This window comes from Lelliottia sp. AC1, assembly GCF_023278595.1.
In the GTDB taxonomy this organism is placed as follows: domain Bacteria; phylum Pseudomonadota; class Gammaproteobacteria; order Enterobacterales; family Enterobacteriaceae; genus Enterobacter; species Enterobacter nimipressuralis.
The window spans coordinates 4,241,675-4,254,499 of sequence record NZ_CP025699.1 but is presented as its reverse complement, the minus strand read 5'-3'; the positions used below and the strand labels follow the sequence as shown (position 1 = coordinate 4,254,499).

General features: G+C 54.4%; 14 protein-coding genes. 7 read left to right on the top strand and 7 right to left on the bottom strand.

Features of this window, described 5'->3' with window-relative positions; translation table 11 throughout:
- Positions 1 to 17: 17 nt before the first annotated feature.
- Both hemD and hemC read right to left on the bottom strand, forming a co-directional pair.
- Positions 18 to 758 (bottom strand): uroporphyrinogen-III synthase, encoded by a 741-nt coding sequence (gene hemD, locus C0560_RS20220; protein WP_248859316.1) that lies wholly within the window; start codon positions 756 to 758, stop codon positions 18 to 20.
- Positions 755 to 1,696, bottom strand: coding sequence for a hydroxymethylbilane synthase (hemC, locus tag C0560_RS20215; protein ID WP_123429976.1), 942 nt, complete (start codon positions 1,694 to 1,696; stop codon positions 755 to 757). Before hemC ends, hemD begins: the two co-directional genes overlap by 4 nt.
- 345 nt (positions 1,697 to 2,041) lie before the next feature.
- On the opposite strand from hemC, the gene cyaA reads away from it, so the two are divergent.
- The gene (cyaA, locus tag C0560_RS20210) at positions 2,042 to 4,585 is read left to right on the top strand and encodes a class I adenylate cyclase (RefSeq protein ID WP_248859315.1); all 2,544 of its coding nucleotides are present in this window, start codon (positions 2,042 to 2,044) and stop codon (positions 4,583 to 4,585) included.
- A 51-nt stretch (positions 4,586 to 4,636) separates the two neighbouring features.
- On the opposite strand, the gene C0560_RS20205 is transcribed toward cyaA, so the two are convergent.
- From C0560_RS20205 to cyaY, 5 genes are all read right to left on the bottom strand, one after another.
- Positions 4,637 to 5,185 (bottom strand): hypothetical protein, encoded by a 549-nt coding sequence (locus C0560_RS20205; RefSeq protein WP_248859314.1) that lies wholly within the window; start codon positions 5,183 to 5,185, stop codon positions 4,637 to 4,639.
- Positions 5,142 to 5,768: a hypothetical protein gene (locus C0560_RS20200; protein WP_248859313.1), complete on the bottom strand. Its 627-nt coding sequence runs from the start codon at positions 5,766 to 5,768 to the stop codon at positions 5,142 to 5,144. Before C0560_RS20200 ends, C0560_RS20205 begins: the two co-directional genes overlap by 44 nt.
- A 99-nt stretch (positions 5,769 to 5,867) precedes the next feature.
- Positions 5,868 to 6,005: a hypothetical protein gene (locus C0560_RS20195; protein ID WP_248859312.1), complete on the bottom strand. Its 138-nt coding sequence runs from the start codon at positions 6,003 to 6,005 to the stop codon at positions 5,868 to 5,870.
- Positions 6,006 to 6,020: 15 nt separating this feature from the next.
- Positions 6,021 to 6,500 (bottom strand): Hcp family type VI secretion system effector, encoded by a 480-nt coding sequence (locus C0560_RS20190; protein WP_107702639.1) that lies wholly within the window; start codon positions 6,498 to 6,500, stop codon positions 6,021 to 6,023.
- Between the two features lie 239 nt (positions 6,501 to 6,739).
- A complete protein-coding gene (gene cyaY, locus C0560_RS20185; RefSeq protein WP_100778439.1) occupies positions 6,740 to 7,060 on the bottom strand; it encodes an iron donor protein CyaY in 321 nt (106 codons plus the stop codon).
- A 137-nt stretch (positions 7,061 to 7,197) separates the two neighbouring features.
- On the opposite strand from cyaY, the gene C0560_RS20180 reads away from it, so the two are divergent.
- The 6 genes from C0560_RS20180 to uvrD all read left to right on the top strand — a co-directional run bounded on the left by C0560_RS20180 (position 7,198) and on the right by uvrD (position 12,820).
- Complete coding sequence (locus tag C0560_RS20180) at positions 7,198 to 7,401, top strand: lipoprotein (protein WP_102105653.1); 204 nt, start codon at positions 7,198 to 7,200, stop codon at positions 7,399 to 7,401.
- A gap of 34 nt (positions 7,402 to 7,435) precedes the next feature.
- The gene (dapF, locus tag C0560_RS20175; protein ID WP_102105652.1) at positions 7,436 to 8,260 is read left to right on the top strand and encodes a diaminopimelate epimerase; all 825 of its coding nucleotides are present in this window, start codon (positions 7,436 to 7,438) and stop codon (positions 8,258 to 8,260) included.
- Positions 8,257 to 8,964 (top strand): DUF484 domain-containing protein, encoded by a 708-nt coding sequence (locus C0560_RS20170; protein ID WP_100778442.1) that lies wholly within the window; start codon positions 8,257 to 8,259, stop codon positions 8,962 to 8,964. The genes dapF and C0560_RS20170 overlap by 4 nt, the downstream gene beginning before the upstream one ends.
- Positions 8,961 to 9,863: a tyrosine recombinase XerC gene (xerC, locus tag C0560_RS20165; RefSeq protein ID WP_123429980.1), complete on the top strand. Its 903-nt coding sequence runs from the start codon at positions 8,961 to 8,963 to the stop codon at positions 9,861 to 9,863. Before C0560_RS20170 ends, xerC begins: the two co-directional genes overlap by 4 nt.
- The gene (yigB, locus tag C0560_RS20160) at positions 9,863 to 10,579 is read left to right on the top strand and encodes a 5-amino-6-(5-phospho-D-ribitylamino)uracil phosphatase YigB (RefSeq protein WP_102105650.1); all 717 of its coding nucleotides are present in this window, start codon (positions 9,863 to 9,865) and stop codon (positions 10,577 to 10,579) included. Before xerC ends, yigB begins: the two co-directional genes overlap by 1 nt.
- Positions 10,580 to 10,657: 78 nt before the next feature.
- Positions 10,658 to 12,820, top strand: coding sequence for a DNA helicase II (gene uvrD, locus C0560_RS20155; RefSeq protein ID WP_102105649.1), 2,163 nt, complete (start codon positions 10,658 to 10,660; stop codon positions 12,818 to 12,820).
- Positions 12,821 to 12,825: the final 5 nt, after the last annotated feature.

Sequence of the window (12,825 nt, the reverse complement as noted above, 5' to 3'; positions counted from 1 at the left end):
GCTTCCCATTATGAGAGTTATTGTAATGCGCGCAGCAGCGCATCGTTGTCGGCGTTATCAGCGATCCGAATATCTTGCCAGCCCAGTTCCCGGGCGAGGTTCGCCAGACGCTCACTGACGACCAGAAGCCGACAGCGGAGTAACCAGTTTTCACGATACCATTGCGGAATGAGCGACCAGAACTGCTGTAGCATTTCGCCGCTGGTGATGACGATGGTATCCACGCCGCGCGTGTGCCAGCGCATCGCTTCCTGCGCGCCGTCATAATATTTTGCACAGCGCTGGTAGCATTCGCAGAACGTGACGTCAGCCCCACGGGCGCTTAAGGTTTCGCCCAGCAGTTCACGGCCACCGTTTCCGCGCAAAATCAGCGCACGCTTTCCCGCAACAGTTTGTAATTCAGGTAATTGTAGCAAGATTTCGCTGATTTCCCGATCTAACGGGTATTGGACGTCAATTCCGCTGACCGCATGCAGGGCCAGGGCGGTGGTGCGTCCAATGGCGAAATAGCGCGGCGCAGTCGGCCAGTGGTGTTTCTCTTGCTGCAGTTGGGCGTGTGCAAATTCCACGGCATGTTGTGATAAGGCGAAAACCAAATCGCCTTCATTCAATGCGTGCAGATGGTCGGCGAGCGCAGAGAGCTGCCGGCCAGGGGAGAACTCAATCAGCGGAAAACTCCATGCCACCTGCCCCAGTGCGCGCAGACGGCTCACTAACTGCTCTCCTGCGGGAGAAGGGCGGGTGACGAGAATATTCATGCTGGTGGCTCTCCGTTGTAAACGTCTGCCAGAATTTCGCGGGCGCCGTTATTCAGCAATTCTTCGGCAAGCGAGATGCCGAGCGCTTCGGCGTCTTGCGCCCGTCCACGGCGTTCACCACGCACCATCTGTGAACCGTCCGGTGCGCCAACCAGCGCACGCAGCCACAGTTCATCGTCAATGAATTCAGCATAGCTGCCAATCGGCACCTGACAGCCGCCTTCAAGGCGGGTGTTCATGGCGCGCTCAGCTTTGACGCGAATCTCGGTTTCGTCGTGATTCAGCGGTGCCAGCAGGGCACGGGTGCGGTCGTCGTCAAGACGACACTCAATCCCCACCGCGCCCTGGCCGACGGCCGGAAGTGAAAGCTCTGGCGCAAGGGCAACGCGCACGCGAGACTCCAGCCCCAGACGTTTCAGGCCCGCAACCGCCAGAATAATGGCATCGTAATCGCCGTTATCCAGTTTGCCGAGACGCGTACCGACATTGCCGCGCAGGGAGCGAATCACCAGGTCCGGGCGACGCTCAGCCAGCTGGCACTGACGGCGTAAACTTGACGTGCCAACCACACTCCCGACGGGTAAATCGTCCAGAGAAGCGTAGTGGTTTGAGACGAACGCATCGCGCGGATCTTCGCGCTCGCAAATCGTCACCAGGCCCAATCCCTCGGGGAATTCGACCGGGACATCTTTCATGGAGTGGACGGCGATATCGGCGCGGTTCTCAAGCAGTGCAACTTCCAGCTCTTTGACGAACAGGCCTTTTCCGCCCACTTTCGCCAGCGGCGTATCAAGGATCACATCGCCGCGCGTCACCATAGGAACCAGTTCGACACGCAACCCGGAATGGCAGGCTTCGAGGCGCTGCTTAACATATTGTGCCTGCCATAGCGCAAGGGGGCTTTGGCGTGTGGCAATTCTCAAAACATTGTCTAACATGCTTGTTACCGTCATTATCGTCCGCAGACCATCCTAACATTGTTGACTCTGGGATGTCAGTTTTACGGTCGATGAAGGGGTGAGGGACAAGGCGGTGCGCAGGACACCCGCTGCCGTATTAAGGAATTTACACGTACAGAACGGTGCTACACTTGTATGTAGCGCATCTTTCTTTACGGTCAATCGGCAAGGTGTTAAATTGATCACGTTTTAGACCATTTTTTCGTCGCTACCACCATTGAGTGAGGACGAAAAAGGGTAACGGTTCTTTTTTGAAATACTGCGGGCTCGTAATCATTGCTCTTTTGAACGATTGCTACGTCCGGTAACATCAGGCGATATGTCTTGTACCTCTATATTGAGACTCTGAAACAGAGACTGGATGCCATAAATCAATTGCGCGTGGATCGTGCGCTTGCTGCCATGGGACCTGCTTTCCAACAGGTTTACAGTCTGCTGCCAACATTACTGCACTATCACCACCCGCTGATGCCAGGTTACCTCGATGGTAACGTTCCCCAGGGCATTTGCCTTTTCACGCCTGATGAAACTCAACAGCACTATCTGACCGAGCTGGAACTCTACCGTGGCATGCCGCCGCAGGTGTCTCCAAAAGGTGAGCTGCCGATAACCGGCGTCTACACCATGGGGAGTACCTCATCCGTAGGGCAAAGCTGTTCTTCTGACCTCGATATCTGGGTCTGCCATCAGTCCTGGCTCGATAATGACGAGCGCCAGTTGCTGCAGCGTAAATGCAGCCTGCTGGAAAGCTGGGCGGCGTCGCTCGGCGTGGAAGTGAGCTTCTTCCTGATTGATGAAAACCGTTTCCGCCATAACGAAAGCGGCAGTCTCGGTGGTGAAGACTGTGGCTCCACGCAGCATATTTTGCTGCTCGACGAATTTTACCGTAGTGCCGTGCGCCTCGCCGGGAAGCGTATCCTGTGGAATATGGTGCCGTGCGAAGAAGAAGAGCATTACGACGATTACGTCATGTCGCTCTACTCTCAGGGCGTCCTGACGCCAAACGAATGGCTGGACCTGGGCGGTTTAAGCTCTCTGTCAGCCGAAGAGTATTTTGGCGCGAGCCTGTGGCAGCTCTATAAGAGTATTGATTCTCCGTATAAAGCGGTGCTGAAAACCCTGCTGCTGGAAGCCTACTCCTGGGAATACCCTACGCCGCGACTGCTGGCGAAAGATATCAAACAGCGTCTGCATGATGGAGAGATCGTCTCCTTTGGCCTCGATGCCTACTGCATGATGCTTGAACGCGTGACCGAATACCTGAAAGCCATTGATGACACCACACGTCTCGACCTGGTGCGTCGATGTTTCTATCTCAAAGTCTGTGAAAAACTCAGCCGCGAACGCGCATGCGTTGGCTGGCGTCGTGAAGTGGTCAGTCAGTTAGTCAAAGAGTGGGGCTGGGAAGAAGAACGTTTGTCTATGCTCGATAACCGCGCCAACTGGAAAATTGATCAGGTGCGTGAAGCGCACAACGAACTGCTCGATGCGATGATGCAGAGCTATCGTAATCTGATTCGCTTCGCCCGCCGTAACAACCTCAGCGTTTCCGCCAGCCCGCAGGATATCGGTGTTTTAACCCGTAAACTGTACGCTGCGTTCGAAGCGCTGCCGGGGAAAGTCACGCTGGTTAACCCGCAGATTTCGCCGGACCTGTCAGAACCTAATCTGACCTTTATCTATGTTCCGCCAGGCCGCGCCAACCGCACGGGCTGGTATCTGTACAACCGTGCGCCAAGCATGGATTCGATCATCAGCCATCAGCCGCTGGAATATAACCGCTATCTGAATAAGCTGGTGGCCTGGGCCTGGTTCAACGGCCTGCTGACATCGCGGACGCGCCTGTTTATCAAAGGCAATGAGGTCGTTGATCTCGCCAAATTGCAGGAAATGGTTGCCGATGTGTCGCACCACTTCCCGCTGCGTCTGCCTGCGCCGACGCCAAAAGCGCTCTACAGCCCGTGTGAGATTCGCCATCTGGCGATTATCGTCAACCTGGAATACGACCCGACGGCGGCCTTCCGCAATCAGGTGGTCCATTTTGATTTCCGCAAGCTGGATGTCTTTAGCTTTGGCGAGCAGCAAAACTGCCTGGTCGGCAGCGTGGATCTGCTGTATCGCAACTCGTGGAACGAAGTGCGTACCCTGCATTTCAACGGCGAGCAGGCGATGATCGAAGCGCTGAAAACCATTCTCGGCAAAATGCACCAGGACGCCGCGCCGCCTGATAGCGTGGAAGTGTTCTGCTACAGCCAGCATCTGCGTGGCCTGATTCGTACCCGCGTGCAGCAGCTGGTGTCAGAGTGTATCGAACTGCGCCTGTCCAGTACGCGTCAGGAAACCGGGCGCTTCAAAGCGCTGCGTGTCTCCGGTCAGACCTGGGGCCTGTTCTTTGAACGCCTCAACGTCTCTGTGCAGAAGCTGGAAAACGCGATTGAGTTCTACGGCGCGATTTCCCACAACAAGCTGCACGGCCTCTCTGTGCAGGTGGAAACGAACCACGTCAAACTGCCGCAGGTGGTGGATGGGTTTGCCAGCGAAGGGATTATCCAGTTCTTCTTCGAAGAAGCGGCCGATGAGTCCGGGTTTACCATTTATATTCTGGATGAGACCAACCGCGCCGAGGTGTATCACCACTGCGAGGGCAGTAAAGAAGAGCTAGTGCGCGACGTGAGCCGCTTCTATTCGTCCTCACACGACCGCTTCACCTACGGCTCAAGCTTTATCAACTTCAACTTGCCGCAGTTCTATCAGATTGTGAAGGTCGATGGCCGCGCGCAGGTGATTCCGTTCCGCACCCAGGTTATCCCCGCTCCGCCGGCCAACCAGGACGCGAATCAGCCCCTGTTGCAGCAGTATTTTTCCTGATAATTACCCCTGGCCGGATAAGCGCATCAAGCGCCATCCGGCACAATCACCTCAATCTAACGTAACATCGCCGCTTCTACGCACATCAACAGGCCATGAAAAAAGTTTGGGTGGGACAATCGTTTTGCACAGTTCAGGATTGGTCGTGTAATAACCCATAAGATCCTTGTCGTGACAGGGGCTGTAGCCTGCAAACATAAGTCCGAAAGGGACCAGGTAAGATATGACCAGAGAAATAGCGAGAGTAAAAACCCAAACAGAGATAAATATACTATCGATGATGGTAGTCTTATCGGGCGATCTTATTCCCGGGTAGAATAAAGCGCGAAGCGCGATAAAGATGCCGTAGAGCAAAAAAGGAATCCCACCCACCATAGCAGCAGACATTCGGTAATAAAAAATAATGTCGCCATGATGAATCAGCGAGATAACGCTTCGCATGGGAATTGATGCTAGAGCAAAATGAAGGAATGCTGACATTGCTATCACCAGAAAGATAGCTGCACATTTCATCATTATGACAGTGCGCCAGTTTTTTTTCTGTGTAGTTTTCATTTCACCAACCAGGGTTAAGTATTCTAAAAATTGACTGGTTGCCATGCTCAAGATTCCATTCAGCCATTTTTTGTTCTTCAATTAGCGCTTGATGTAATAACATTTTAATACGATAAGAAAGATGAAAATGGTCATCTAAAGAATTCAACTCTGCATTAAGAAAAAGACCAAGCAAGATTATAGCGCCTGGACCAACAATAACAGCCGAAGTAAAAAGCATCGCTACCCCTCCGACAAAACCAATCACCGCCCCACCAACAATCGCTTTTACGATATCCATCGGGGCATCCACCAAAAAATCATTCAGTGTATAGTCCGACTTGAAAATAAGCTCTACTCCCCGCCATGCCAGCGAAAAAAGGATACAGCATTTGATACCACCGACAATGGCGCCAAAGAACCCTCGTTTACCAATGGCCAGCTCTATCATCTGAACATTACGCGCACCGTAACGGGTTCCTTTTAAAATTCTACGCAAACCTGGATAGCCTATGATTTTAATGTAAGTTTGACCCTGTAATTTGTACTCTGTGGCCTTGATACGCAGAGATGAGAAATGACGAACAAGCTCACCGGCTGGGTTATAGTAGGTTGTCAGTCGGTTGAGAGAGTGGAACCCATCCACCATATCTTTGATATTGCCCGGCCCCGCCCTGTAGGAGAAAAACGCGTCTATACCTCCGAGAAGATCATTTATTATCCCCTGAGCTTCTTCCAGTGTGAGTAATTAAATATGGTGGCTCTCATTAATGAACGTTTCATTAAGCATTGCCATATCACCCAGCATAGGATTCATGCTGGGAAACGGATGAGAGTCGTGGTTGTCCCAGGGGTTTGGATCTGTGTGCCATTCATTCATATTCATTATCGTTCCTTGAGATTATAAAATTCGCTCACTCCACAAACTGTATGCACTGGTTCCGGCTGAGAAATGCTCCCAGGTGATAGATTCATAACTGAAGGAAACTTTTTCCTGCGATTCTGCTCCGTTTTCAATAACACTGTGCGGAATGACTGTTTCCAGGTGCAAAATGTGGGCGTTGGTCAGCTTTATTTTATAGTAAAGCTCATTCATACCTGCCCGGTTGGTACGGTACACACTGAATTCACAGGTGAGCGTTTCGTTATCATTTATGGCTTTTCCTAACAGAGGAGAAGATTTATCGATGGGTTTTACAATACTTAACTCCTGATGATTAACGTTCTGTACGCGAGAGAGGGCATGCTTGAGCGCATACACCATGATTTGATCAACATGGGCGAGTTGGGCCTTATTACCGATTGAACTCATGGATGCACAGCCAGCAGAAATTAACCCTTGCTGGTTGCCATTCAGGGTTAAATAAACCAAGTCAGACATATCATTTCCTTATTATATATTCAGCCGGATTATAAGTTTTGGAGTTACAGTGTAATAACGAAAATAATTCTGTGCCCGACCCAAAAAGAAATCAATCGATTTAGTGTAATGATGAAGTGTGAATAAAAGAGGAATTTAAATTAATTAACGGAAGGTCTACTGGGGATCTATGAAATAAATAAAAAGGAAAAGCGTGTTTTTGTGAATACCGTTTCCAGAAAGAAACGGTATCAATTCACTTAACGGAAGCTGACGTCCTCGCCCGCCTGCTGCGTCGCAGCCTGCTCCAGCAGATCCCAGAACGTTTCGCCGCTACGGTCACACACCCACTGGTCGTCTTTCAGATCGAAATGGTAGCCGCCCTGTTTTGTTGCCAGCCACACCTGGTGCAGCGGCTCCTGGCGGTTGATAATAATCTTACTGCCGTTTTCGAAGCTGAGCGTCAGCACGCCGCCGTTGATTTCACAATCGATATCGCTGTCGCCATCCCAGTCGTCCAGGCGCTCTTCAATGGTCTGCCACAGGGTATCGGCCAGGCGATGGAATTCACTGTCATTCATGGTTTTGTTCCTGTTTTTCGTGATGGCGGCAGTATAACGCTAAATAATTCCCGTTGCAGGAAAGCGGCTAACTCTTGCTTTTGTGTCTTCTCCTGCGATGATAGAAACAGAAAGCATGAACTTACGGGCAACCCATAATGAAAAACGTTTTTCGAACGCTTGCCGTTCTCATCACACTGTTTAGTCTGACTGGCTGTGGTCTGAAAGGGCCGCTTTACTTCCCGCCAGCCGATAAAACAGCGCCGCCGCCAACCAAACCCGTTCAAACCCAGATTGAATCATCGACGCCAGTGAGCAACGATCGCGGCGATAACGGTGGCCCAAGCCAGGTCAACTACTGACAATCAGTTGTTCAACCGCGCAATGGAGTAAATGATGCAGTTCTCTAAAATGCATGGCCTTGGCAACGATTTTATGGTCGTCGACGCGGTAACGCAGAATGTCTTTTTTTCCCCTGAGCTGATTCGTCGCCTGGCGGACAGGCATCTGGGCGTGGGGTTTGATCAGCTGCTGGTCGTTGAGCCACCCTACGATCCGGATCTCGATTTTCACTACCGAATCTTTAATGCTGACGGTAGCGAAGTTTCCCAGTGCGGCAACGGCGCGCGCTGCTTTGCGCGCTTTGTGCGACTGAAAGGGCTGACCAACAAGCGCGATATTCGCGTCAGTACGGCCAATGGCCGCATGGTGCTCAGCGTCACCGACGACGAGCTGGTGCGCGTGAACATGGGCGAACCCAACTTCGAGCCTTCTGCGGTCCCGTTTCGCGCAATCAAAGCGGAAAAGACCTATATTATGCGGGCGGCCGAGCAGACAGTATTGTGCGGCGTCGTCTCGATGGGCAATCCCCATTGCGTGATTCAGGTTGATGATGTTGATGTCGCTGCCGTTGAAACCTTAGGCCCGATTATGGAAAGCCATGAGCGCTTCCCTGAGCGCGCCAATATCGGTTTCATGCAGGTGGTGAAACGTGAACATATCCGCCTGCGCGTCTATGAACGCGGCGCGGGCGAAACGCGGGCCTGTGGCAGCGGCGCGTGCGCGGCTGTGGCTGTGGGTATCTCGCAAGGGTTACTGGCAGAAGAGGTTCGCGTGGAATTGCCGGGCGGTCGTCTTGATATCGCCTGGAAAGGTCCGGGTCATCCACTGTATATGACTGGCCCGGCGGCACATGTATACGACGGGTTTATCCATTTATGAAACAACCAGGGGAAGAACTTCAGGAAGCAATAACGGAGCTGGACGACCGGACTGTTGTTGATTATCTGCTGCGCAATCCTGAGTTTTTTATCCGCAATGCACGCGTGGTCGAACAGATGCGCGTGCCGCATCCGGTGCGCGACACCGTCTCGCTGGTCGAATGGCATATGGCGCGCTCGCGCAAGCACATCGATCAGCTGGAAGAGAACATGACCCTGCTGATGGAACAGGCCAGCAATAACGAAAGCCTGTTTTATCGTCTGCTGCATTTGCAGGCGCGGCTCGCGTCGGCGCACAGCCTGGACGAGTTTCTCAGCCGCTTTCATCGCTGGGCGCGTGAGCTTGGGCTGGCAGGCGCGACTATTCGTCTCTTTCCCGACCGCTGGCGCATCGGTGCCCCCTCCGGTTTCACGCATCTGGCGCTAAGCCGTCAGGCGTTTGAACCGCTGCGCATTCAGCGTCTTGGTCATGAGCATCACTATCTCGGTCCGTTGAACGGTCCTGAACTGCTGGTGGTGCTTCCTGAAGCCAAGGCTATCGGCTCGGTTGCCATGTCCCTGATGGGGCGCGAAGGCGATTTGGGCGTGATGTTATTCACCAGCCGCGACGCGCATCATTATGAGCAGGGACAAGCCACGCATTTGCTGCAGGAAATCGCCCTGATGCTCCCTGAGCTGCTGGAGCGCTGGATTGAGCGCGTATGACGGATTCCCTGCTTGCGCCTCTGGTGGTGCGTTTCCTGCGCTATCTGGGCGTTGAACGTCAGCTTAGCCCGATCACGCTGCTGAACTATCAGCGTCAGCTTGATGCCATCATGCAGATCGCCGATGAAACCGGCCTGAAGAGCTGGCAACAATGTGACGCTGCGACCGTGCGCGGGTTTGTGGTGCGCAGTCGCCGCAAAGGTTTAGGCCCCGCGAGTCTCGCGTTACGTCTCTCTGCCCTGCGCAGTTTCTTCGACTGGCTGGTGAGCCAGGGCGAGCTAAAAGCCAATCCGGCGAAAGGTATCGCTACCCCGAAAGCGCCGCGCCATCTGCCGAAAAATATCGACGTTGATGACGTGAATCGGCTGCTGGATATCGATCTTAACGATCCGCTGGCGGTACGCGATCGCGCCATGCTAGAAGTAATGTACGGTGCGGGCTTACGTCTTTCCGAACTGGTGGGGTTAGATCTTAAACATCTCGATCTGGATACCGGCGAAGTGTGGGTGATGGGGAAAGGCAGCAAAGAGCGCCGTTTACCGATTGGCCGCAATGCAGTGGTATGGATTGAGCACTGGCTCGATCTGCGCGGGCTGTTTGGCGCCGAAGAGAACGCGCTGTTTCTCTCGAAGCTTGGCAAGCGGATCTCCGCGCGTAATGTGCAGAAGCGTTTTGCCGAATGGGGCATCAAGCAGGGGCTGAACAGCCACGTTCACCCGCACAAACTGCGCCACTCTTTTGCCACCCACATGCTGGAATCCAGCGGCGACCTGCGCGGCGTGCAGGAGCTGTTAGGTCACGCCAATTTATCTACCACTCAAATCTATACCCATCTTGATTTTCAACACCTTGCTTCGGTGTATGACTCGGCGCATCCACGCGCAAAACGGGGGAAATAATGCGTTTTTACCGCCCACTGGGTCAGATCTCTGCCCTGACGTTTGACCTTGATGACACCCTTTACGATAACCGCGAAGTGATTCTGCGCACCGAGCAGGAGTCGCTGGCGTTTGTGCAAAACTACCATCCCGCTTTAAAAACGCTGCAAAACAAAGATTTTCAGCGCCTGCGCCAGGCGTTGCGCGAAACCGAACCGGACATCTACCACGACGTAACCGAATGGCGTCGTCGTGCAGTAGAGCAGGCGATGCTGAATGCCGGGCTGAGCGCGCAAGAGGCGGCGCTGGGCGCAGAAGCCTCAATGGCAAACTTTGCCAAATGGCGCAGCCGGATCGATGTGCCGCAGGAAACGCACGACACCCTGACGGCTCTCGGCAAAAAATGGCCGCTGGTGGCGATCACCAACGGCAACGCGCAGCCGGAACTGTTTGGCCTGGGCGATTATTTCCAGTTCGTCCTGCGCGCGGGCCCGCACGGGCGCTCGAAGCCTTTTAACGACATGTATCATCTGGCTGCCGAAAAACTTGATTTGCCGCTGGGCGAGATCCTGCACGTCGGCGATGACCTGACCACCGACGTGGCGGGCGCGATCCGCTGCGGAATGCAGGCCTGCTGGATCAAACCGGAAAGGGCCGACCTGATGCAGACCGCCGACAGCCGCCTGTTGCCACACATCGAAATTTCGCGGTTGGCATCCCTCACCACGCTGATATAATCACCAGCAGTATTGTATAAATCAACAGTATGCCCGGCAGAAAAAACGCTGTCGGGCAGATGACTTCTGGCGGTGCCAATGGACGTTTCTTACCTTCTCGACAGCCTTAATGACAAACAGCGCGACGCGGTTGCCGCGACGCGGACCAATATGCTGGTGCTGGCAGGGGCGGGCAGTGGTAAGACGCGTGTTCTGGTGCATCGCATCGCATGGCTGCAGAGCGTAGAGAACTGCTCGCCGTACTCCATCATGGCGGTGACCTTTACCAACAAAGCGGCGGCAGAGATGCGCCACCGTATCGCACAGCTGATGGGCACCAGCCAGGGCGGCATGTGGGTGGGCACGTTTCATGGGCTGGCGCACCGTCTGCTGCGCGCGCACCATATGGATGCCAATCTGCCGCAGGATTTTCAGATCCTCGACAGTGAAGACCAACTGCGCCTGCTTAAACGCCTGATTAAGGCGATGAATCTCGACGAGAAGCAGTGGCCGCCTCGTCAGGCGATGTGGTACATCAACAGCCAAAAAGACGAAGGGCTACGCCCGCACCATATTCAGAGCTTCGGCAATCCGGTGGAGCAAACCTGGCAGAAGGTCTATCAGGCCTATCAGGAAGCCTGCGACCGCGCGGGGCTGGTGGATTTCGCCGAGTTGCTGCTGCGCGCCCATGAGCTGTGGCTCAACAAACCGCATATTCTTCAGCATTACCGCGAGCGCTTCACCAACATCCTGGTGGACGAATTCCAGGATACCAACAACATTCAGTACGCGTGGATCCGCCTGCTGGCGGGCGATACCGGTAAAGTGATGATCGTCGGCGATGATGACCAGTCGATTTACGGCTGGCGCGGCGCGCAGGTGGAAAACATCCAGCGCTTCCTGAACGACTTCCCGGGCGCCGAAACCATTCGTCTGGAGCAGAACTACCGTTCAACCAGCAATATTCTGAGCGCCGCAAACGCCCTGATAGAAAACAACAACGGGCGTCTGGGCAAAAAGCTGTGGACCGACGGCGTCGACGGTGAGCCGATTTCAATTTACTGCGCGTTCAACGAACTGGATGAAGCCCGCTTTGTGGTCAACCGCATTAAAACCTGGCAGGAAAACGGCGGAGCGCTTGAGCAGTGCGCCATTCTCTATCGCAGCAACGCCCAGTCGCGCGTGCTGGAAGAGGCGCTGTTACAGGTCAGCATGCCGTATCGCATTTACGGCGGCATGCGCTTCTTCGAACGTCAGGAAATCAAAGATGCGCTCTCCTATCTGCGCCTGATTGCCAACCGCAACGACGACGCGGCCTTTGAGCGCGTGGTGAACACCCCCACGCGCGGCATCGGCGATCGCACCCTCGACGTGGTGCGCCAGGCCTCCCGTGACCGCCAGCTCACCCTGTGGCAAGCGTGCCGTGAGCTGTTGCAGGAAAAAGCGCTGGCAGGACGCGCCGCGAGCGCGCTTCAGCGCTTTATCGAACTGATTGACGCGCTGGCACAGGAAACGGCCGACATGCCGCTGCACGTGCAGACGGACCGGGTGGTGAAAGATTCCGGTCTGCGCATGATGTACGAGCAGGAAAAGGGCGAGAAAGGCCAGACGCGTATTGAGAACTTAGAGGAACTGGTGACGGCAACGCGCCAGTTCAGCTACAACGAAGAAGACGAAGATCTGATGCCGCTGCAGGCATTCCTCTCCCACGCGGCACTGGAAGCGGGCGAAGGGCAGGCGGATACCTGGCAGGATGCGGTTCAACTGATGACGCTGCACTCGGCGAAAGGGCTGGAGTTCCCGCAGGTGTTTATCGTCGGGATGGAAGAGGGGATGTTCCCAAGCCAGATGTCGCTCGATGAAGGCGGGCGTCTGGAAGAGGAACGTCGGCTGGCCTATGTGGGCGTCACCCGTGCGATGCAAAAGCTGACCCTGACCTATGCCGAAACGCGCCGTCTGTACGGCAAAGAGGTCTACCATCGCCCGTCGCGCTTCATCGGCGAGCTGCCGGAAGAGTGCGTCGAAGAGGTGCGTTTGCGCGCCAGTATCAGCCGTCCGGTCAACCATCAGCGGATGGGCACGCCGATTTCGGAAAACGATACGGGCTACAAGCTGGGCCAGCGCGTTCGTCATTCCAAATTTGGCGAAGGCACCATCGTGAATCTGGAAGGCAGTGGCGAGCACAGTCGCCTGCAGGTGGCGTTCCAGGGGCAGGGGATCAAATGGCTGGTCGCGGCTTACGCCAAGCTGGAAACAGTGTAACATTC

Excerpts from the sequence above, each read along its gene's own strand:
- xerC (WP_123429980.1), top strand. The coding sequence starts at position 8,961 with ATGACGGATTCCCTGCTTGCGCCTCTGGTGGTGCGTTTCCTGCGCTAT.
- yigB (WP_102105650.1), top strand. The coding sequence starts at position 9,863 with ATGCGTTTTTACCGCCCACTGGGTCAGATCTCTGCCCTGACGTTTGAC.
- uvrD (WP_102105649.1), top strand. The coding sequence starts at position 10,658 with ATGGACGTTTCTTACCTTCTCGACAGCCTTAATGACAAACAGCGCGAC.
- hemC (WP_123429976.1), bottom strand. The coding sequence starts at position 1,696 with ATGTTAGACAATGTTTTGAGAATTGCCACACGCCAAAGCCCCCTTGCG.
- C0560_RS20170 (WP_100778442.1), top strand. The coding sequence starts at position 8,257 with ATGAAACAACCAGGGGAAGAACTTCAGGAAGCAATAACGGAGCTGGAC.
- hemD (WP_248859316.1), bottom strand. The coding sequence starts at position 758 with ATGAATATTCTCGTCACCCGCCCTTCTCCCGCAGGAGAGCAGTTAGTG.
- cyaY (WP_100778439.1), bottom strand. The coding sequence starts at position 7,060 with ATGAATGACAGTGAATTCCATCGCCTGGCCGATACCCTGTGGCAGACC.
- C0560_RS20200 (WP_248859313.1), bottom strand. The coding sequence starts at position 5,768 with ATGGTGGATGGGTTCCACTCTCTCAACCGACTGACAACCTACTATAAC.
- dapF (WP_102105652.1), top strand. The coding sequence starts at position 7,436 with ATGCAGTTCTCTAAAATGCATGGCCTTGGCAACGATTTTATGGTCGTC.
- C0560_RS20180 (WP_102105653.1), top strand. The coding sequence starts at position 7,198 with ATGAAAAACGTTTTTCGAACGCTTGCCGTTCTCATCACACTGTTTAGT.
- C0560_RS20195 (WP_248859312.1), bottom strand. The coding sequence starts at position 6,005 with ATGAATATGAATGAATGGCACACAGATCCAAACCCCTGGGACAACCAC.
- C0560_RS20190 (WP_107702639.1), bottom strand. The coding sequence starts at position 6,500 with ATGTCTGACTTGGTTTATTTAACCCTGAATGGCAACCAGCAAGGGTTA.
- C0560_RS20205 (WP_248859314.1), bottom strand. The coding sequence starts at position 5,185 with ATGGCAACCAGTCAATTTTTAGAATACTTAACCCTGGTTGGTGAAATG.